The organism is Vitreoscilla filiformis, assembly GCF_002222655.1.
Taxonomy (GTDB): domain Bacteria; phylum Pseudomonadota; class Gammaproteobacteria; order Burkholderiales; family Burkholderiaceae_C; genus Ideonella; species Ideonella filiformis.
This window is the reverse complement of sequence record NZ_CP022423.1, coordinates 1,836,075-1,855,923: the sequence shown is the minus strand read 5'-3', so window position 1 is coordinate 1,855,923 and position 19,849 is coordinate 1,836,075. Positions and strand designations below refer to the sequence as shown.

General features: G+C 64.9%; 15 protein-coding genes and 1 pseudogene. 8 read left to right on the top strand and 8 right to left on the bottom strand.

What is annotated here, in order from left to right:
- Window positions 1–3 precede the first annotated feature (3 nt).
- The 8 genes from VITFI_RS08805 to VITFI_RS08770 all read left to right on the top strand — a co-directional run bounded on the left by VITFI_RS08805 (window position 4) and on the right by VITFI_RS08770 (window position 7,836).
- On the top strand, window positions 4–705 hold the full coding sequence (locus tag VITFI_RS08805) for an ABC transporter ATP-binding protein (RefSeq protein ID WP_089416632.1): 702 nt from the start codon (window positions 4–6) through the stop codon (window positions 703–705).
- Window positions 702–1,928, top strand: coding sequence for an FtsX-like permease family protein (locus VITFI_RS08800; protein WP_089416631.1), 1,227 nt, complete (start codon window positions 702–704; stop codon window positions 1,926–1,928). The genes VITFI_RS08805 and VITFI_RS08800 overlap by 4 nt, the downstream gene beginning before the upstream one ends.
- A 140-nt stretch (window positions 1,929–2,068) precedes the next feature.
- Window positions 2,069–2,860, top strand: a complete 792-nt coding sequence (locus tag VITFI_RS08795) for an outer membrane lipoprotein-sorting protein (RefSeq protein WP_089416630.1) — start codon at window positions 2,069–2,071, stop codon at window positions 2,858–2,860.
- Window positions 2,861–2,866: 6 nt separating this feature from the next.
- Window positions 2,867–4,150: a hypothetical protein gene (locus tag VITFI_RS08790; protein WP_089416629.1), complete on the top strand. Its 1,284-nt coding sequence runs from the start codon at window positions 2,867–2,869 to the stop codon at window positions 4,148–4,150.
- Window positions 4,151–4,200: 50 nt separating this feature from the next.
- Complete coding sequence (locus VITFI_RS08785) at window positions 4,201–5,091, top strand: hypothetical protein (RefSeq protein ID WP_089416628.1); 891 nt, start codon at window positions 4,201–4,203, stop codon at window positions 5,089–5,091.
- 185 nt (window positions 5,092–5,276) lie between these two features.
- Window positions 5,277–5,696 carry a DUF2306 domain-containing protein gene (locus VITFI_RS08780; RefSeq protein ID WP_089416627.1) on the top strand — a complete coding sequence of 140 codons (420 nt, stop codon included), beginning with the start codon at window positions 5,277–5,279 and terminating at the stop codon, window positions 5,694–5,696.
- 33 nt (window positions 5,697–5,729) lie between these two features.
- Complete coding sequence (locus VITFI_RS08775) at window positions 5,730–7,055, top strand: sensor histidine kinase (protein ID WP_198301381.1); 1,326 nt, start codon at window positions 5,730–5,732, stop codon at window positions 7,053–7,055.
- Window positions 7,033–7,836: a LytR/AlgR family response regulator transcription factor gene (locus VITFI_RS08770; RefSeq protein WP_089416626.1), complete on the top strand. Its 804-nt coding sequence runs from the start codon at window positions 7,033–7,035 to the stop codon at window positions 7,834–7,836. The genes VITFI_RS08775 and VITFI_RS08770 overlap by 23 nt, the downstream gene beginning before the upstream one ends.
- Before the next feature lie 12 nt (window positions 7,837–7,848).
- Here VITFI_RS08770 and VITFI_RS08765 read toward each other — a convergent pair whose 3' ends face one another.
- The 8 genes and pseudogenes from VITFI_RS08765 to VITFI_RS08735 form a co-directional block, all read right to left on the bottom strand.
- Window positions 7,849–8,211, bottom strand: coding sequence for a hypothetical protein (locus tag VITFI_RS08765; RefSeq protein WP_089416625.1), 363 nt, complete (start codon window positions 8,209–8,211; stop codon window positions 7,849–7,851).
- Window positions 8,212–8,281: 70 nt separating this feature from the next.
- Window positions 8,282–10,771, bottom strand: a complete 2,490-nt coding sequence (locus tag VITFI_RS08760; RefSeq protein ID WP_089416624.1) for a glycogen/starch/alpha-glucan phosphorylase — start codon at window positions 10,769–10,771, stop codon at window positions 8,282–8,284.
- An 87-nt stretch (window positions 10,772–10,858) separates the two neighbouring features.
- Window positions 10,859–12,307, bottom strand: a complete 1,449-nt coding sequence (gene glgA / locus VITFI_RS08755) for a glycogen synthase GlgA (RefSeq protein WP_089416623.1) — start codon at window positions 12,305–12,307, stop codon at window positions 10,859–10,861.
- A 55-nt stretch (window positions 12,308–12,362) separates the two neighbouring features.
- The gene (gene glgC, locus VITFI_RS08750; RefSeq protein ID WP_089416622.1) at window positions 12,363–13,637 is read right to left on the bottom strand and encodes a glucose-1-phosphate adenylyltransferase; all 1,275 of its coding nucleotides are present in this window, start codon (window positions 13,635–13,637) and stop codon (window positions 12,363–12,365) included.
- Window positions 13,638–13,673: 36 nt separating this feature from the next.
- On the bottom strand, window positions 13,674–15,707 hold the full coding sequence (glgX, locus tag VITFI_RS08745; protein ID WP_157725621.1) for a glycogen debranching protein GlgX: 2,034 nt from the start codon (window positions 15,705–15,707) through the stop codon (window positions 13,674–13,676).
- Between the two features lie 26 nt (window positions 15,708–15,733).
- A pseudogene (locus VITFI_RS18905) lies at window positions 15,734–15,916 on the bottom strand (hypothetical protein); the annotation flags it as partial.
- Complete coding sequence (gene glgB / locus VITFI_RS08740; protein ID WP_232476532.1) at window positions 15,894–18,005, bottom strand: 1,4-alpha-glucan branching protein GlgB; 2,112 nt, start codon at window positions 18,003–18,005, stop codon at window positions 15,894–15,896. The pseudogene VITFI_RS18905 and the gene glgB, both read right to left, overlap by 23 nt.
- A gap of 34 nt (window positions 18,006–18,039) precedes the next feature.
- Window positions 18,040–19,716, bottom strand: a complete 1,677-nt coding sequence (locus VITFI_RS08735) for an alpha-amylase family glycosyl hydrolase (RefSeq protein WP_232476530.1) — start codon at window positions 19,714–19,716, stop codon at window positions 18,040–18,042.
- Window positions 19,717–19,849 lie beyond the last annotated feature (133 nt).

The window sequence follows — 19,849 nt, the reverse complement described above, 5'->3', positions numbered from 1 at the left end:
ACCATGTCTTTATTGGAACTGCGCCAATTGCGCAAAACCTACCGCCTGGGCCAACACGTCGTGCCGGCGCTGCAAGGCGTCGATCTGGACATCCAGCCCGGCGAGATGCTCGCCCTCACCGGCCCGTCCGGCAGCGGCAAAAACACGTTGCTGCACCTGGCTGGCCTGATCGACCGCCCCGACGCCGGCAGCATCACCTTCGATGGCCAGCGCGTCGAAACCCTGCCCGAGCGCGCCCTCACCACGTTGCGCCGCGACGCCATCGGGTTCATCTTCCAAAGTTTCAACCTCGTGCCGGTGATGACGGTGGCGGACAACGTCGATTACCCGCTGTTCCTGGCGAATCGCCCCAGCGCCGAGCGCCGCGAGCGGGTGCGCGCTGCACTGGCGGCGGTCGGTTTGAGCGAGCACGCACAGCATCGTCCCGATGCGCTGTCGGGTGGGCAGCGCCAGCGCGTGGCCATCGCCCGGGCTTTGGTGAAGCGCCCGCGTTTGGTGATCGCCGATGAACCGACCGCCAGCCTGGACAGCCACACCGCCGAGCAGGTGCTCGACCTGATGCGCGAGCGCTGCCACGCCGAGGGCGCCGCCTGCCTCATCGCCACCCACGACGAACGCGCTGTGCGCCGCTGCGACCGCGTCATCACCCTGTGTGATGGCCGCATCCTCCCCGCCTCAACCCCTGTTTTGGAGATTCGCGCATGAACCCGCTGTCGCTGTTCGCTTGGTTGCGGTTTGCTTGGTTGAACACCTTGCGCAACCGCCGCCGTTCGGTCGTCACGGTCAGCATCGCGGCCTTGGGCACGGCGGGGCTGTTGCTGGCGGGGGGCTTTGCGCTGGCCACTTACGAGGGGTTGGCGGAGATGTCGGCGCGCACCACGGGCCACCTCATCGTGGCCCAGGCGGCGCAGTTTGAGCGCGACGAGGACACCCCGCTGCAACACGGTCTCGATGGTTTCGACGCGCTGCGTCAGCGTCTGTTGGCCGACCCGGCGGTGCGGTCGGTGCTGCCGCGTGTGGAGTTCACGGGGTTGATCAGCAATGGCGAGAAATCGACCGTCATGGTGGCGTATGGCATCGACCCGGATGCTGAGTTTGCCGTGAAGGGGCCGTTTTTGGACGTGCGCGCCGGCCAGGTTTTGTTGCGCGGTGAGCGCGGCCAGGTGCTGCTCGGCGACGCGCTGGCCAAGAGTTTGAAGGCCACGCCGGGCAGCAGCCTGACGCTGCTCGCCAGCACGACCGAAGGCGCGTTGAATGCGCTGGACGTGACCGTCAAGGGCATCGTCAGCACGGGCGTGCCGGATGTGGACAAGCGGCTGGTTTACACCGATGTGGCGACGGCGCAAAAGCTGGTGGTCAGCCCACGGGTGTCTCGCGTGGGGGTGTATTTGGAGCGCATGGAGGCCACGGCGGCAACCCAAGCCCGGCTGCAAGCGCAACTGCCGCAGCTCAAAGTGCGGACTTGGCTGGACGAAGCGGCATTTTACAGCGCGGTGCGCAACCTCTACAACCGGATTTTTGGCGCGCTGGGGCTGATCATCGGCGTGATCGTGGTGTTTGTGGTGGCCAACGCGATGGCGATGGCGATCATCGAGCGCACCCGTGAGATCGGCACCTTGCGGGCGCTGGGCACGCAGCCGGGGCAGTTGATGGGCAGTTTGGCGCTCGAAGGGCTGGTGCTGGGTGGGCTGGGGGCGCTGCTGGGGGCGGCGGTGGCGCTGGGTGTTTCGGTGGGCTTGCTGCTGTTCCCGGTGGAGATGCCCCCGCCGCCGGGGATGAGCAAGGGCTACCCGCTGCAAATCACCATCGATGCGACGCTCTACGGCGTGACGGTATTGGCGATGGTGGGGCTGGCGATGCTGGCGTCGACGGGGGTGGCGCGGCGCACGGTGGGGCGGCCGGTGGTGGAGGCGTTGGGGTATGTGTGAGGGTGGGGGCACTGCCTGCCCCCCCAATCCACACTTCATTCCCTACCCAGCCCCATTCGTCGCACACCACTGGCCCTTGGCGCCCCACCCGCCCACACTGCGCCCATCCCCACTTCACCCGGCGCCCCAAGGAGTCCCCGATGCCCTCCCACTTCCCCCGCTGGATCGTCTGGCTGCTGCTGCCCAAACTCATCGTGCTGCTGGCGCTCAGCCTCGGCCACCTGCGCCCCGCCCACGCCGCCGAACCCGACGTGCCCACCCTGCTCCGCGCCGCCGACCGCTACCGCACCGGCGCCAGCAACCTCCAGGTGGACACCCTCGTCACCACCCTGAACCGCGACGGCAGCCCGGACAAAGAACGCCGCTACACCGTCTTCGTGCAAGACCAACACCGCTCCCTGGTGCTGATGCGCGCCCCCGCCGAAGCCGGCCAAAAAGTGCTGATGCTGGGCGACGACTTCTGGCTGCTCATGCCCAACAGCCAACGTCCGCTGCGCATCACCCCGACGCAAAAACTGCTGGGCGACGCCTCCACCGGCGACATCGCCACCCTGAGCTGGTCGGAGGACTACGACGGCACCCGCGTCGGCGAAGAACCCTGCGACCCGCAAGCCACCCCGTCCCGGCCCTGCCTCCACCTGAGTTTGAACGCCCGGCGCAAAGGCGTGAGCTACCAGCGCATCGAGCTGTGGCTCGGCAAAACCCGCCACGAACCGGTGCGCGCCGATTTGTATGTGCAAAGCGAAAAACTCGCCAAACAAGCCCGCTTCGTGCTGAACAAAGCCGGCACCGAGGTGGACGAAATGCACCTCACCGACCAACTCAGCACCCACAAACTGACGCGCATCCAATACCTCGAACGCAAAGCCCGGCAAGTGCCCGAAACCTGGCTCAACCCGATGTTTTTGGTGCGCAACCCGGCTGTGGAGTGACGCACCATGTACCGCATCGCACCGTGGATCGTCGGGGCCGCTGGGCTGGCCCTGGCCGGCAGCACCTGGGCCGAACCGACCGACGGTTGGCGCGATCTGGGTGGCGAGCTGCGCGGGCTGCACAGCCACCGCAGCGCCAACCCGAACGGGCCGCTGGCCCAGGCGCAAGCGCTGGCGCCGGATCGTTTCGCTGGTTCCGTCAACAGCACCCAAGTCGAGACTGAACTGCGCGGGCGCTGGCGTTTCATCAGCGCCGACGCGGTTTTCGGCCACGAGCACCCCGAAGGCGGCCCCGGCGACAGCCACGCCCGTTTCAACGAGCTGCATGCCAGCGCCGATCTGGGCGCGTGGCAACTGAGCGCCGGTAAAAAAACCGTCAGTTGGGATGTAGGCTACGCCTTTCGCCCGAACGATGTCGTGCAGCAAGAACAACGCCGCAGCCTGTTGGACACCCCACTGGAAGGCCGCCCGCTGCTGCAAGCCGAATACTTTGAGGCCGAACGCGCCACCAGCCTGGTGTGGGTGCAGCCCCAACACCTGAACCGCGACACCGCCGACCAACGCGGCGTGAACGAAAGCGCCCTGGCGCTGCGCCACTACGAGCGCCAAGGCGCCCTCGATGCCTACGCCTTTGCCCGACTGGGGCAGCACACTGGCACCAGCGTGGGGGCGGCGTTGGCCTGGGTCGCCACCGAATCGCTGGAATTGCACGCTTCGGGGCGCTGGATGCAACGCTTTGACGGCTGGCAGCGTCCAGCCAGCGCCGCCCCGTTGGCCTCGGCCAACCCGTGGGCCATCGGCACCCACGGCCACGCGGGCCAACTGCTGATCGGCGGCCAGTGGACAGGCGAACAGCGCCAAAGCGTCCTGCTTGAAGTCTGGCGCGACACCACCGCCCCCCGCGCCGCTCAGTGGCGTGCTTGGCAGGCGGACAACGTCGGTTTGAACCAGCTTGGCCAGCGCCCAGGTGTTCCAGCCGCCGCAGTGGCGGGCAACCTGGCATGGCAAACCAGCCCCTTGGGCGATGGCGGCACGCTCGGGCCGATGAGTTTGCAGCGCAACAACGTGTTTGCGCGTGTGGCTTGGCAACCTGAGGGCTGGCAATACAGTTTGGATGTTTTGTGGCATCCCGCTGACGATGGGTTCATCGCCACGGCAGGGCTTCAATGGCAAGGCCACCTGTGGAGATGGGACATGGCATGGCGTTGGTATGGGGGCCCGTCCCATGCCGTATTGGCGCAGCTACCGCAAAAAAACACACTGGCGCTCATGCTGAATCGTTCTTTTTAGTTAAGATGCCCAACGCCCGCTCAATGGGTTTATAAATTTGGGGAATTAGAATGAAACCTTCAGCGTTCGCACCGGCCTTTTCCGTGACACTCATGCTGGCCACAGCATCGGCTTGGTCGCAAGCCACACCCGAGGTGGCAGAGGGGCTCGGAAATGCAGCCAAGAAATACAACGGCACATGGAAAACCGAGTGCCTCAGTGCCACCGACGGCAGTTACCTTTCCCATCAAATCACCCACCAACTGCAACCCAGAGGGCTGACCTCTTTGGATGGGCTCATCACCACCAGCTACTATAAAACGGCCGATTGCTCAGGATCCGCCAAAACCACAAAACAGCCTTTTTTGATCCAGATCACAGGCCGCAAAACGGTACATGGCATGAGCGTCGATCGCATGACGTTCACGAACAAGATTTCTCAAATCGTGACCAAGGACATCGCCACCGTCACAAACGGCGCTGTTTACTATGGCCTCAAAACCGGTAGAATTGGCTACCCCACGGTGTTGGATGAAAGTACCCCTTACAAAAAGTACATCCCACCCGTTGTGACCAGCCCTGTGGACAAATACATTGGAAACTGGCGTCTAACCTGCCTGGCAGACTACAGCTACCAAGTTTCCGGTCTTGGAACCCTGGCCATGACCAAGGTTTCTGATAAAACATTTGCTGTTCGATTCAACCTCCAAGCGTTCAATAATACGAGCTGTTCGGGCTCGCCGATTGACTTTTCATTTTCAAGCACTTATACCGTGATGGGTCAATCGACGATTGATGGTCATGTGGTGGATCTTCTCAGCGAAACCGATCCCATGACAGGGGGGAACTACAAAGATATCGCTGTGTTGATTGATGGCAACCTCTACATGGGCATCAGCAATAACAACGGCAACAGTTACCCGACCCAAATCGATTACAGCTCCCACGCTTATCGTCAATAAGTCGCTCACCAATCGCGTTTTGCACACCCTGACCCGGCTTCGGCCGGGTTTTGACATTTCGCAGTACCACTGGCACCGCGTAACAGGCATCTGGCGTCGCGAAGCGTCAGTTCATCGATCGACTCTGGGCTGAACCGCAGCCGCAGCGAACAATTTGCCCATCGCCCCCTTCTAGGAGATCGGCCATGCACGCTGCCAACCCCTTCACCCTGCCCCTCGCCACCCTCATCCACCTCGTTCTGGCCATCGGTGCCTTGCTGCTGGGGCCGCTGGCGCTGTATTCCCGCAAAGGTCAAACCACCCACCGCACCGCCGGTTACGTCTGGGTGTTGTTGATGCTGGGCACCGCCACGTCCAGCCTGTTCATCCGCGACTTTCGCTTGCCGAATCTCGCTGGCTACACCCCCATCCACCTGCTGACCCTGCTCACGTTCGTGGCCGTGGGCGGCGGGTTGTGGTGGGTGGTGCATGGTCGCATCAGCGCGCACCGTCGGGCCATGCGCGGGGCGTACTTTGGGGGCTGCATCGGCGCCGGGGTGTTCACGCTGCTGCCAGGGCGCTATTTGGGCGATCTGCTCTGGCACCACGCCCTCGGGTTGGTCTGACGCGGCACGCTCGCTTTGCTGACAATGCCGCCCATGTCCACCCCTTCTACGCCGCCCGGCCACATCTCCACTTGGCAAATGCTCGGTGTCACCCAAGGGGTGTGCGTGGGCATCGCCGTTTTCCTCAGCTTGTTGGGCGGCGCTTTCGTCGTCAACCTGATTTACTCGCTGCTGATCGGCAACTGTTGCTCAATCTTCATCAACCTGGGGCGCTGGGGGCTGGCCCGCTGGCGCTTACATCGCCACGCCAACGGCCTGGTGTTGCGTCAAGCTTCAAATGTCGGTGTGTTTGGCGACGCATTCCCCTCACCCCAACCCCTCTCCCCCAAGGGGGCTTTGAAGGCATTTCTCCCTCGCCCCTTGGGGGAGAGGGCCGGGGTGAGGGGACAACACGCCAGCGATGACATGACACGAGAAGATTGCTGGCGCGAAGCCGCCACCTTGGGCTGGCCTGGTTGGCGCTGGGGCATTCCGCTCACCTTGATCGGCGGTTTGCTGGGGTACGGGCTGGGCGCTTGGCTGGCCAGCCAACTGGTGGAACTGCTGTTCGGGCTGCCGCTGCACGCCCAGCCACACCCACACCACGGGCCAAGCTGGCAGGGTTGGCTGGCGATTTTGGCGATCTCGCTGACCGCCTCCGCCGGCGTCACCGCTTACTTTTACAGCCGCGCTCGCCTCGCCGCCAGCGAGGCCCACGCCGAAACCGCCGCCCGCACCGCCGCGCAAACCCAACTGCGCCTCCTGCAAAGCCAGTTGGAGCCGCACATGCTGTTCAACACCCTGGCCAACCTGCGGGCACTCATCGGCATCGACCCAGAGCGGGCGCAAGCCATGCTCGATCAGCTCATCGCCTTCCTGCGTGCCACGTTGAGCGCCAGCCAAGCCACGCTGCATCCGCTGCAAGCCGAGTTCGACCGCCTCGCCGATTACCTCGCCCTGATGCAAGTGCGCATGGGCGCACGCCTGAACGTCACGCTGACGCTGCCGCCCGAACTGGCAGCGCACCCCGTGCCGCCGCTGTTGTTACAACCGCTGGTCGAAAACGCCATTCAGCACGGCCTGGAACCACTGCGCCGGGGCGGGCACATCACCGTCAGCGCCAGCACCGAGCCCGCAGGCATGTTGCGCCTGCAAGTTCAGGACAGCGGCGCCGGGCTGAATCCGGAAGCGCCGCGCCGGGCGGGTTCGGGTTTCGGCACGCACCAAATCCGCGAGCGTTTGGCCACGCTCTACGGCCCATCCGCCCAACTCGTTTTGACGAACGTGCCCACGGGCGGCACGCTGGCCACCGTCACCCTGCCACTCACCCCGCCCACCGTTGCACCGGAGGCCGCCCATGCCCACCGCCCTGATCGCTGAAGACGAACCCTTGCTGGCCCAAGCCCTGAGCGCCGCGCTGCGCCAAGCCTGGCCCGAGTTGACCCAACTGCCCCCCGCCCAAGATGGCGACGACGCGATCGAACAAGCCCTGGCCCATCGGCCCGACGTGCTGTTTCTGGACATCCGCATGCCCGGCCCGAGCGGCTTAGAAGCGGCCCACACGATCATCGACGCCTGGCCCGCAGGGCAAGCCCTGCCGCTCATCGTGTTCGTGACCGCGTATGACCAGTACGCCCTGAACGCCTTCGAAGCCAGCGCCGTCGATTACGTGCTCAAACCCGTGCAACCGGCGCGGTTGGCGCAAACTTGCCAGCGGCTGCAAGGCTTGCTGCGCGCTCGCACGCCCACGCCAACGTCAGACGACGATGCGTTGTTGGCCCGTTTACGGCATCTGCTGCAACCCGGCGCCCTGGCTGACCGTGCCACGATGGCTGCACCATTGCGGGTGATTCAAGCCAGCGTCGGCCACACCATCCATGTGGTGCCGATTGAGGACGTGGTGTATTTCGAAGCGGCGGACAAATACGTGCGCGTGCTGACCCCCGAGGGCGAATGGTTGATTCGCACCTCGTTGCGCGAGTTGCTCCCGCAACTCGACGCCGGGGTGTTCTGGCAAATTCACCGGGGCACCGTGGTGCGGGCCAGTGAGATTCGCCAAGCGGTGCGCGACGAAGCGGGCCGCGTCACCCTGCACCTGCGCAGCCGCCCGGAGCGGCTGGCGGTGAGCCGGCTGTACGCCGGGCGGTTCAAAGGAATGTGAACCGCACCCAGCTCACGCCGCTTTGGGCTTGCGACCGCGCTTGGCCGGCGCAGGCGGCGGGGCCGGCGGCGCAGCGGTGAACAAGCGGGCGGCGCGTTCCTTCAGCTCCAGCAGCTCATCGGTGGTGATGCTGTACTTGCGGCCCATCACATCGGCGGTGATGCCAAACTCCACATCCTTCTTGCCATTGGTGAGCAAGCCGCTGGTGAAGTCGTACGCCGGATCTTGGGGCGGGAAACCTTTGTAGGGCGGATCGTTGTCTTCCGACAGACGCACGTCGAGGATTTCGCCGCTGGCCATGTCCAGCAAGCCGGTGGATTCGACGATGGTGTCGCCGAGTTCGTCGATGATTTTGATGGGGAGCTTGAGATCCAAAGCAGGCTCGCGCGGTAGTGGCAAAAAGGGGGCGGATTCTACGATCCGCGCCCCGCCTTCCCTCAGCCCCTCACTCGGGCCGGTGATGCAGCGGCAACTGCACCGGCGTGCTGTGCCAAATCTCGTGCGCGTACTCGGCGATCGTCCGATCCGACGAGAAAAAGCCCATGCCCGCCACGTTCAGCACCGCTTTGCGCGTCCACTCGTCGGCGCTGCGGTACAGCGCATCGACCTTGTCTTGCGTGTCCACGTAGCTGCGATAGTCGGCCAGCAGCAGGTAGTGATCGCCCCAGTTCACCAGCGCATCGATGATGCCTTGGTAGCGGCTGGGCTCTTCGGGGCTGAACAAGCCATCTCGAATGGCGGCCAGCACGTTGGCCAGTTCGCCATCTTTTTCCACCCACTCACGCGGGGCGTAACCCTTGGCGCGCAAGGCCGCCACTTCCGGCGTGGTGTGGCCGAAGATGAAGATGTTGTCCGGCCCGACGTGCTCGCGCATTTCCACATTGGCGCCGTCCAGCGTGCCGATGGTGAGCGCACCGTTCAACGCAAACTTCATGTTGCCGGTGCCCGAAGCCTCGGTGCCCGCAGTGGAAATTTGCTCGGACAAATCGGCGGCCGGGATGATGATTTCCGCCAAACTCACGCTGTAGTTGGGGATAAACACCACCTTGAGCTTGTCGCCCACACGCGGATCGTTGTTGATGGTTTTGGCCACATCGTTGATCAAGCGAATGATCAGCTTGGCTTGGTGGTACGCCGACGCCGCCTTGCCCGCAAACACCACCACACGCGGCACCCACAGCGCATCCGGGTTGGCCAAGATGCGTTGGTAACGGGTGATGACGTGCAGCACGTTCAACAACTGGCGTTTGTATTCGTGGATGCGCTTGACTTGCACATCGAACAGCGCATCGCAATTCAGCGTCACGCCGAGCTGCTTTTGCACCAATGCGGCCAGGCGCTCCTTGTTGTGGCGCTTCACGCGGCGGAACGCGCCCAAGAAACCCGGCAATTCCAGCGAACCGCGCAAGCCTTCGAGCTGATCCAACTGGCGGCGCCAGCCTTTGCCGATGCGGCTGTCCAACAAACCCGCCAGGCCGGGGTTGGCATGCGCCAGCCAGCGCCGGGGCGTGATGCCGTTGGTTTTGTTGTTGAACCGCTCGGGCCAGAGTTTGGCGAAGTCGGCAAAGATGCTTTGCGTCATCAAATCCGAATGCAGCGCCGACACCCCGTTGATGCTGTGGCTGACCACCACCGCCAAGTAGGCCATGCGCACCCGGCGCCCGCCGGTTTCGTCGATGAGCGAGACGCGGCGCAGCAGCTCCACGTCGTTGCCGTGGGTCTTTTGCAGAGCCCCCAAGAAACGGGCGTTGATGTCAAAAATGATGCGCAAATGGCGCGGCAGCACCCGGCCAAACATGTCGACGGGCCAGGTTTCCAGCGCCTCATGCATCAGCGTGTGGTTGGTGTAGCTGAAGATTTTTTGGCAATGCGCCCAAGCGGTGTCCCACGGCAGGCGGTGTTCATCCAGCAGCACGCGCATCAGCTCGGGGATGGCCAGCACCGGGTGCGTGTCATTCAAGTGGATGCTGACTTTGTCGGCGAGCTGGTCGAACGTGGTGTGGTTGCGCAGGTAGCGGTGGATCATGTCCTGTACGCTGGCGCTGACGAAAAAGTATTCCTGACGCAGACGCAGCTCGCGGCCACTTTCGGTCGAATCATCCGGGTAGAGCACCCGCGAGACGTTCTCGCTGTGGTTTTTGCTCTCCACCGCGCCCATGTAGTTGCCTTGGTTGAAGGCACGCAGGTTCATTTCCTCGGTGGCCTTGGCGCTCCACAGGCGCAGGGTGTTGGTGGCTTCGGTGCCGTAGCCGGGGATGATGGTGTCGTAGGCCATGGCCAGCACGTCATCGGTGTCCACCCAGCGCACCACCGAGGTGGCGCCCACGCCGCTTTCTTCCACCCGACCGCCAAAGCGCACGCGGTAGGTCACTTCAGGACGCGGGAATTCCCACGGGTTGCCCCGGCTCAACCAGTAGTCGGGCGTCTCGACTTGGCGCCCGTCCTTGATCTGCTGACGGAACATGCCGTAGTCGTAACGGATGCCGTAGCCAAAACCCGGCACGGCCAGCGTGGCCATCGAATCCAAGAAACACGCCGCCAAACGGCCCAGGCCACCGTTGCCCAACGCGGCATCGGGTTCGAGGTCGAACAGCGCGTCCACATCGACGTCCAGCTCTTGCAGCGCTTGGCGCAGCGTGGGCATCAGCTCCAGCGCCAGCACCGCGTTGCCGAAAGCGCGGCCAATCAAAAACTCCATCGAGAGGTAGTAGACGCGTTTCACGTCCTGCGCATACTGGGCCCGCGTGGTCTTCATCCAGCGGCCCACCAAGTGGTCGCGCACCGCGTAAGCGGCGGCGTGCAGCCAGTCGGCTGGGCGGGCTGAAATCGGGTCTTTGCCGACTTGGTACATCAACTTGTTGGCGATGTTGCGCTTCAGCGCTGCAACATCGATGGCCAACGGGTCGTATTCATGTTCAAACTGGGTGAGGTCCATCGTGCAAAGGCTCGTGGCTAGAGAAAAACAGGCCCACCACGCCGAGGCTCGTGGCGCCGGCGCGTGGGAGTGACAACAACAAAACGATCAGCGTCCGAGGGCAGCGCGGTAAATGTCCACGTAACGCTGGGCGGCCACGCCCCAGTCGTGGCGACAGGCCATGGCGAGGTGCTGCACGGTCTGCCAATCGGCCCGGCGGCGGTAGAGCGCCAAGGCGCGGCGCACCGCCACCTCCAACGCCGGGACGCTGAATTCATCGAACACAAAACCGGTGGCGCGGCCTTCTTCCAGCGCCTCGAACGAGGTGTCGGTGACGGTGTCGGCCAAGCCACCGACGCGCCGCACCAGCGGCAAGGTGCCATAAGCCAGGCCGTAAAGCTGGGTGAGTCCACAAGGTTCAAAGCGGGAAGGCACCATGATGACGTCGCCCCCAGCCACCAATTGGTGCGCCAACGCTTCGTCGTAACCGATGCGCACCGCCACCGAAGCCGGCCAGCGCGCCGCCAGCTCGCGGAAGGCAGCTTCCATGCCCGCGTCCCCGCTGCCCAACAGGGCAAACTGGGCGCCGCGTGCCACCAGCGTCGGCACGACGGCTTGCACCAGATGCAAGCCCTTTTGCTCGGTCAAGCGGCTGATGACGACGAACAACGGCGCGTCCGGGATGGCCTTCAAACCCATCTGCGCCTGCAAGGCCGCTTTGCAGCGGCGCTTGCCGGTGAGCTTGTGGGCGTCGTACGGCTGGGCGATGAGCGCATCACGCGCCGGGCTCCATACCGCCGGATCGACACCATTGAGCACGCCGGACAGCGCCCAGCTCCGGTCGCACAGCAAGCCGTGCAGGCCCATGCCCTGCTCTTCGCCCTGGATTTCACGGGCATAGGTCGGGCTGACCGTGGTGATGCGGTCGGCGAAGTACAGGCCGGCCTTCATGAAGTTGAGCTGGCCCCAAGCCTCCACCCCCTGCACGCCGAAGAAGGAACCCGGCAAACCCAGCTCATCAAAGTGATGCGCCGCGAACGTCCCTTGGTAAGCCAAGTTGTGGATGGTGAACACGCTGGCCACCGGCGCCTGCGTGGCTTTGAGACAGGCCGGCGCCAGGCCGGCGTGCCAGTCGTGCGCATGCACCAGTTCGGGGCGCCACCAGGCATCGAGGCCGTGCGCCAGCTCGGACGCCGCCCAGGCAAGGCGAGCGAAACGCAAGTGGTTGTCGGCGTAGGGGCGTTGCTGGGCGTCGGCGTAGGGGCCGCCGGGGCGACGGTACAGCTCTGGCGCGTCCACCACGTAGGCGGGCACACCGCCCAGGGCGGGCAGGGTGCCATAGAGCAACGTCGCCGCCGGCACGCCCGCCCGGGCGGGCAGATCGGCCACACGGACGGGGTTCTCCAACCCGGCCAACAGCGCCTCAAACCCCGGCAGCAACACGCGAGTGGGCGCCCCAGCCGCCGCCAGCGCCGACGGCAACGCCCCGGCCACATCGGCCAAACCGCCCGTCTTGAGCAGCGGGAAGATCTCGGCACAGACCTGGAGAACTTGCATCGGAACGATCCTCAAGAAAACTCAAGCAAAAAAACAAGCAACGTCCGCACCGGCATCACACAGCGCCAAGGTTGCGCAGCATGCCGCGTGTCACCAACACCACACCGTTGGGGCTGCGGTAGAAGCGCTTGGCGTCCAGCTCGGGGTCTTCACCGATCACCAAACCTTCGGGCAGGGTGCAGCGCCGGTCGATCACCACATTTTTGATGCGGCAACCCTTACCAATTTCTACCTCAGGCAGCACCACCGCACGTTCAACCCTGCTGTACGAGTGGACTCGCACGTTGGAGAACAACACCGAATCGCGCACCGTCGCGCCCGAGACGATGCACCCGCCCGACACCAAACTGTTGATGGCATGGCCCACGCGGTGGCCTTCGTCATGCACGAACTTGGCGGGCGGCAGTTGTTCTTGGTACGTCCAGATGGGCCAATCGCGGTCGTACATGTTCAGCTCGGGCGTGGTGCTGGCCAAATCGAGGTTGGCGGCCCAGTACGCTTCGACCGTGCCCACGTCGCGCCAGTAGGAACCGTGCGGCGGGTTGGCAATCGCCGACATGGAAAACGGGTGCGCGTGCGCTTGGCCTTCGGACACGGCACGTGGGATCAAGTCCTTGCCAAAGTCGTGGCTGGAGTGGGGGTTGGCGGCATCGTCCTCCAACAGCCGGTAAAGGTACTCGGCGGTGAAGATGTAAATGCCCATGCTGGCCAGCGAACGCGAGGGATCGCCCGGCATCGCAGGCGGATCGGCGGGCTTCTCCACAAAATCAACGATTTGGCGCTGCTCATCAATGGCCATGACGCCGAAGCCCTTCGCTTCCTCGCGTGGGACTTCGATGCATCCCACCGTCACGCCCCGACCACTTTCGACGTGGTCGGCCAGCATCACCGAATAATCCATTTTGTAAATGTGATCGCCCGCGAGAATGAGGATGTACTCCGGCGGCGCAGAGTTGCGGATGATGTCCATGTTCTGCCAGATGGCGTCCGCTGTGCCGCGATACCAGTGTTCTTCGGTGACACGCTGCTGCGCGGGCAGCAGATCGACGAACTCGCCCATCTCGTTGCGCATGAAACTCCAGCCGCGTTGCAGGTGGCGCAGCAGCGAGTGCGACTTGTATTGGGTAATGACGCCGATCTTGCGCAGCCCGGAGTTGACGCAGTTGGACAGCGCGAAGTCAATGATGCGGAATTTGCCGCCGAAGTGAACGGCGGGCTTGGCGCGGCGGTCGGTGAGGCCCATGAGGCGCGAGCCTCGACCACCGGCCAGCACCAGGGCTAAGGTGCGACGGGTGAGAGAACGGGTGTGCGCGATGTCCTTGATGTTCATGACAGGTCTCCGGAAAACTGAGAGCGATGGTTGTTGTCAGGGGCGGAATTCGGGGGCAGCAGGAGGCCAGCCGCACCACACTTGCACGCTGCGTGCCGGCAAACAGAAGGTGCCAGCGGCCACGGGCGGCGTTTGAAGCGGCTCGCCACGTGGCTGGGTGCTGTCCAAGCGGCACCACCACTGCCGGGTGCGTGCCGGGGGCGGCAGTTCGGCGGGCAGGTCGGTGTCACCGGGGTTGAGGAAGAGGAGCGCGTCCTCGGCCTGCGCATCGTCCTGCGCCGACGGTACGAGGTGGACGCGCAAGGCGCGCTCGTGCGGGTGGTGCCAATCGGCAGGCGATAACTCGCGGCCATCGGGGGTGGCCCAGCGCACATCGGGCACGCTGTCCGGCGCTTGGGCGCTGCCCCGCAACCAATGCGGTGCGTGCAAGGCCCGCACGCTGCGGCGCAGGCCGATCAAGCGTGCCACGTAGGCGCTCAATGCCGCGTCGGCCTCGGCCCAGTGCCACCAGCTCAACGGCGTGTCCTGGCAATAAGCGTTGTTGTTGCCGCGCTGGCTGTGACCGATGTCATCACCGCCCAGCAGCATCGGCGTGCCTCGGCAGAGCAGCAGCGTCGCCAGCAAGGCGCGTTGCAGGCGTTGGCGGCGCGCTTGCACGCCGGCATCGTCGGTCGGGCCTTCGAGGCCACCGTTCCAGCTCAGGTTGTCGGCGTGACCGTCTTGGTTGTGCTCGCCGTTGGCGTGGTTGTGGCGCTGGTTGTAGCTGACCACATCGCGCAGCGTGAACCCATCGTGCGAGGTGACGTAGTTCAAACTCGCCAGCGGCGAACGGGGCCGGCGTGGATCGACGTTGAAGCGGTCGCTGGAACCCGCCAAGCGCGTGGCCAACTCGGCGCGGCGGGCGCGTTCGTCCTGCGGGCGCAGCCAGTAAGCGCGCAGGGCGTCGCGGCAGCGGTCGTTCCATTCCAGCCAACCGGCGGGGAACTCACCGGCCCGATAACCGCCCGGCCCCAAATCCCACGGCTCCGCCACCCAGGTGACGCGGCGCAACACCGGATCGGCCTGCAACGCCGCGAAGAAGGCCGCGCCGGCTTCAAACTCACCCGCCCCGCCCCGTGCCAACGCGGTGGCCAGATCGAAGCGAAAACCGTCGATGCCGTAGTGCGTCACCCAATGGCGCAGTACGTCCATGACGAAGCGCAGCACCATCGGTTCGGCCAGGTTGAGCGTGTTGCCGCAGCCGGCCCAGTTGACGTACAGCGCCGCGTCCTCCGGGTCGAGCCGATACCAATGGCGATTGGCCAGGCCACGAAAACTAAGCGTTGGCCCGAGTTCGTCGGTTTCGGCGGTGTGGTTGAAGACCACATCCAACCACACCTCAAAGCCCGCGTCGCGCAGCGTGGCGATGGCGTGGCGCAGCTCAGCCCCGGCGTGCGCCGCTTGGTGCGCCGAAAACGCCGCCGGGTTGTGCGAGCCGCCTGGCGTCGCGTGGGCGGCGTGCGAACCGCTGGCGGCGCGGGCGTAACGCGGTTCGGCGGCGAAGTAAGCCAGCGTCGAATAACCCCAATGGTTCGCCAGCCCTTGCGCTTGCAAGCGGGCTTCGTCGGCGCGCATCTGCACGGGCAGCAGTTCCAGCGTGGTCACGCCCAGGCGGCGCCAATGGTCGATCATCACCGGATGCGCCAGCCCCGCATACGTGCCGCGCAGCGCCTTGGGGATGCCGGGATGCAACATCGTCGCCGATTTCACGTGAACTTCGGCCACCACGCGCTGCTCAGGCGTTGGCAACGGGGTTCGACGCGGCGGCGACGCCGGCTCCGGCGCCACCACCCGGGCTTTGAGCGCCAGCGGGGCGTTGTCCTGCGGATGGGGCCGATCGGGGTCGAGCGGATCGTGCCCAAGATGGCGGCTCAAATCCCCCGCGTAACGCCCGACGACTTCGTGCGCGTAGGGGTCGAGCAACACGCGCTGCGGGTTGAAGCGCAGCCCTTGCGCCGGCACCCAAGGGCCGTGGGCCCGCCAGCCGTACACCCAACCGGGCCGAGCGCCGGCCAGCCAGCCGTGCCACACACCCCATCCTGGCAATGGACGAGGCGATGGCGGGCCACCTCGTGCGAGCCGTCGGCATCGAACAGGCACAGCCACATCTGTGAGGCTTCCGGTGCCCAGACCGCGAAGTTCACCCCGCCGCCACCTTCGGGGCAAAAGGTGGCACCGAGGTGCAAGGCGTCGCCCGGCGGCAGCGGGGCGCGCAGATCAGGCGAGGGGCGTTTGGGCATCGTCCACCTCAGTCGGTTGATGCGGTTCGTTGCCCTCTCCCCAGCCCTCTCCCGCGAGGGGAGAGGGAGCCAAGTCATCGGGGCTTGAAGCCCCTCTCCCCTCGTGGGAGAGGGGTTGGGGTGAGGGCTCACACACCCACATCACCGTCGCCAACGGCGGCAACGTCAACAGCGCCGACTGCGCCTGTCCATCACACGCCACCGCTTCCGTTTCCACCTCGCCCGCACTCACGCCTGAGCCGCCATAAATCGCCAAATCGGTGTTGATGACCTCGCGCCACCGCCCCGCCAGCGGCAAGCCCAGCCGATAGCCCGAACGCACTTCCGGCGTGAAGTGGCTCACCACCACCACCCGCGAACCATCCGCCGCCCGACGCTCAAACGCCAGCACGGAATGATCCACATCGTCATGGCGAATCCAGCGGAAGCCCTGCGACGCCACATCCAACTCAAACAGCGCCGGGAAATGCCGCAGCACCCGGTTCAGATCGCGCACCAAACGCTGCACCCCGGCGTGTGCCGGCTCGTTCACATGCTGCCAGTACAGCGGGCGCTGCTCGCACCACTCGTCCCACTGCGCGAACTCGCAGCCCATGAACAGCAGTTTCTTGCCCGGATGGCCCCACATGTAACCGTAGTAAGCCCGCAGGTTGGCAAAGCGTTGCCATTCGCCGGGCAGGCCGTCGCTGGGCATCTTGCGCAGCATCGAGCCTTTGCCGTGAACCACTTCATCGTGCGAGATCGGCAGCACGAAGTTGTCGTTGAAGGCGTACATCAGCGAGAAACGCATCTCATCCTGATGCCAACGGCGGTGAATGGGCGGGCGCGCCATGTAGCGCAGCGTGTCGTTCATCCAGCCCATGTTCCACTTGTAGTGGAAGCCCAAGCCGCCGCTCTGGCAGTCGTCCGACGGCGGGCGCGTGGTGCCAGGAAACGAGGTCGATTCCTCCGCGATCATGATCGCTTCAGGCCGCTCGATGCCAATCGTCCGGTTCAAGCGCCGCAGGAATTCGATGGCCTCCAGGTTCTCGCGCCCACCCAAACGGTTGGGCAGCCATTGGCCGTGGCCACGGCTGTAATCGCGGTAGAGCATGGAGGCCACCGCGTCCACGCGCAGCCCGTCCACGCCGAAGCGCTCGATCCAATACAGCGCATTGCCGATGAGGAAGTTGCGCACCTCGGTGCGGCCATAGTTGTAGATGAGGGTGTTCCAGTCCGGGTGATAGCCCTCGCGGGGGTCGGCGTGTTCGTAGAGGTGCGTGCCGTCGAACTTCGCCAGGCCGTGTTCGTCGCTGGGGAAGTGCGCTGGCACCCAATCCAAAATCACGCCCAGCCCGGCGGCGTGGGCGGCCTCCACAAACGCTTTGAATTCTTCAGGTGAACCGTGGCGCACCGTGGGCGCATACAGGCCGGTCGGCTGGTAGCCCCAGGAACCGTCGAACGGAAACTCCTGCACCGGCAGCAGTTCCAGGTGCGTGAACCCCAAATCCTGCGCGTAGGGAATGAGCTGTTCGGCCAGCTCCGGCCACGTCAGCCAGGTGCCATCGGGCCGACGCCGCCAAGCCCCGACGTGAACTTCATAGATGCTGATCGGTGCATCCAGCGCATTGGCACGCTGGCGTTCGGGGGAACGAGCCACGCCAGCGGGCAAACGACGCACCACCGAGGCAGTGGCCGGGCGCAGTTCGCCTTGGTTGGCGTAGGGGTCGGCCTTGAGGCGCAGCACGCCGTCCCAGCCCAGCACCTCGAATTTGTAGCGTGCGCCCTCGCCCAGTTGTGGGATGAAAAGCTCCCACACCCCGCAACCTGCGTGCAAATGCATGGCGTGAGCGTGGCTCTCCCAGCCGTTGAAATCCCCCACCACCGCCACCCGCTGGGCCGACGGTGCCCACACCGCAAAGCGCACACCGCTCACGGCCTGTGCCCCCTCGCCAACCACCAGCGGATGCGCACCCAGCACCTCGTAAGGGCGCAGATGGGTGCCCTCGCCCAACAGCCAAACATCACTCTCACGCAGGTGAGACACAAACGCCTCGGCAGACTTGGCGCCTGGCGCAGCACGCCCATCGGCAGCTTCGGGAAAGGTCACAGCACACACTCCAGACGGTTCAAACAAGCGGGCCTCAAACGTCATCGGTGGCCGCCAGGGCGATGCCAAAGGGCGGCAGCGTCAACTCACGGCCCCAGTCGGCGGGGGCGGGCAGCGGCGCGGCGCTGCTCAGGGGCACGAGGTCGGGCACCGTGTCCGGCCAGGTGAAACGCATCGGCTCGGCGCCCAGGTTGAACGCCAGCACCAAGGCCGGCCCGCCTTCGGAGCGCCGACGCTCAAACACCAGCAACGGCTCAGGCGCGTCGTGGAAGCAGATTTCACCCACGCGCAAACGCGGCTCGGCGCGGCGCCAAGTCAACAACTGCCGCGCCCACGCCAAGGTGCTGAAAGGGTTGGCTTCCTGCACATCCACCGCCAGCGCGGCGTGACCTTCACCCAGTGGCAGCCACGGCGCCGCACCGTTCGCGTTGAAACCCGCTTGCGGCGCCTGCGCATGCCAAGGCATGGGCGTGCGGCACCCATCGCGGCCCTTGAACTCGGGCCAAAAGGCTTTGCCGTAGGGGTCTTGCAGCAACTCGAACGGCACGTCGGCTTCGGGCAGGCCGAGCTCTTCACCTTGGTAGAGGCTGACACTGCCGCGCAAGGTCAACAACAGTGCCAGCAGTTGGCGCACTTGGCGTTCGTCGCGCTCGCCATTCACCGCCCAGCGGCTGGCGATGCGCGGCACATCGTGGTTCGACAGCGCCCAGCAACCCCAGCCGCCAGTGCGATCCAGCTCGCCTTCCAGCGCCTCGACCTGGGCGCGCAGGTGCGCCGCCGAGCCGTCCCGCGTCAACAGCGCGAAGCTGTAGGCCATGTGCAAACGCCGGCCTTCCTCGGTGTAAGCGGCCATGAGTGGCGGCGCGTTTTCGTCGCCCACTTCGCCGACGCTGGCGGCACCGAACTCATCCAGCACGGCGCGCAGGTCTTCCAGAAACGCCAGGTTGTCCGGCTGGCTCTTGTCGTAGAGATGGCGCTGCATGGCGTAAGGGTTGTCCGGACGCACCGTGCTGACGCTGCGCTGTTCCTCCGTTTGCGCGGGTGGGTTGTCACGCAGCGCCGCGTCGTGAAACTGGTGGTTGCAAGCGTCAAAGCGGAAGCCATCCACGCCGCGTTCGCACCAGTAACGCACCTCACCCAGCAACGCAGCGCGCACCGCCTCATTGTGGAAATTCAGATCCGGTTGGCTGGTGAGGAAGCTGTGCAGGTAGTACTGACGCCGCCGGCTGTCCCACTGCCAGGCACTGCCGCCGAACACACTCAGCCAGTTGGTGGGCGGCGTGCCATCCGGTTTCGGGTCGGCCCAGACGTACCAATCGGCCTTCGGGTTGTCGCGGCTGGTGCGGCTTTCGACGAACCAAGCGTGCTGATCCGAGGTGTGCGACAGCACTTGGTCGATGATGACCTTGAGGCCCAGCGCGTGGGCACGGGCCAGCAGTGCGTCGAAGTCCGCCAGCGTGCCGAAGATCGGATCGACATCGCGGTAATCGGCCACGTCGTAGCCGAAATCTTGCATCGGGCTTTTGAAGAAGGGCGAAATCCAGATCGCGTCGGCCCCCAGCCGGGCGACGTGATCCAACCGGGCGGTGATGCCGGGCAGATCGCCGATGCCATCGCCATTGGCATCGGCAAAACTGCGCGGGTAGATCTGGTAGATGACGGCGCCGCGCCACCAAGCCAACGGCGTCAGGGAATCAGGAAGAACAGCCACAACAAATCCACTTTCTCAGAAGAACCACCGCGCAGCATGCGGTTTTCATTCCATCCATCTTGCCTTGGAAACCGCTTTGTAATCGAGTGACGCTGCGCTCAGGTTGAGCCATGGCACTTGGCTTGCTCGATAC

Coding starts and splice junctions, on each gene's coding strand:
- VITFI_RS08760 (WP_089416624.1), bottom strand. CDS start 10,771: ATGGACCTCACCCAGTTTGAACATGAATACGACCCGTTGGCCATCGAT.
- VITFI_RS08790 (WP_089416629.1), top strand. CDS start 2,867: ATGTACCGCATCGCACCGTGGATCGTCGGGGCCGCTGGGCTGGCCCTG.
- VITFI_RS08805 (WP_089416632.1), top strand. CDS start 4: ATGTCTTTATTGGAACTGCGCCAATTGCGCAAAACCTACCGCCTGGGC.
- VITFI_RS08775 (WP_198301381.1), top strand. CDS start 5,730: ATGTCCACCCCTTCTACGCCGCCCGGCCACATCTCCACTTGGCAAATG.
- VITFI_RS08770 (WP_089416626.1), top strand. CDS start 7,033: ATGCCCACCGCCCTGATCGCTGAAGACGAACCCTTGCTGGCCCAAGCC.
- VITFI_RS08795 (WP_089416630.1), top strand. CDS start 2,069: ATGCCCTCCCACTTCCCCCGCTGGATCGTCTGGCTGCTGCTGCCCAAA.
- VITFI_RS08780 (WP_089416627.1), top strand. CDS start 5,277: ATGCACGCTGCCAACCCCTTCACCCTGCCCCTCGCCACCCTCATCCAC.
- VITFI_RS08785 (WP_089416628.1), top strand. CDS start 4,201: ATGAAACCTTCAGCGTTCGCACCGGCCTTTTCCGTGACACTCATGCTG.
- glgC (WP_089416622.1), bottom strand. CDS start 13,637: ATGAACATCAAGGACATCGCGCACACCCGTTCTCTCACCCGTCGCACC.
- VITFI_RS08800 (WP_089416631.1), top strand. CDS start 702: ATGAACCCGCTGTCGCTGTTCGCTTGGTTGCGGTTTGCTTGGTTGAAC.
- glgA (WP_089416623.1), bottom strand. CDS start 12,307: ATGCAAGTTCTCCAGGTCTGTGCCGAGATCTTCCCGCTGCTCAAGACG.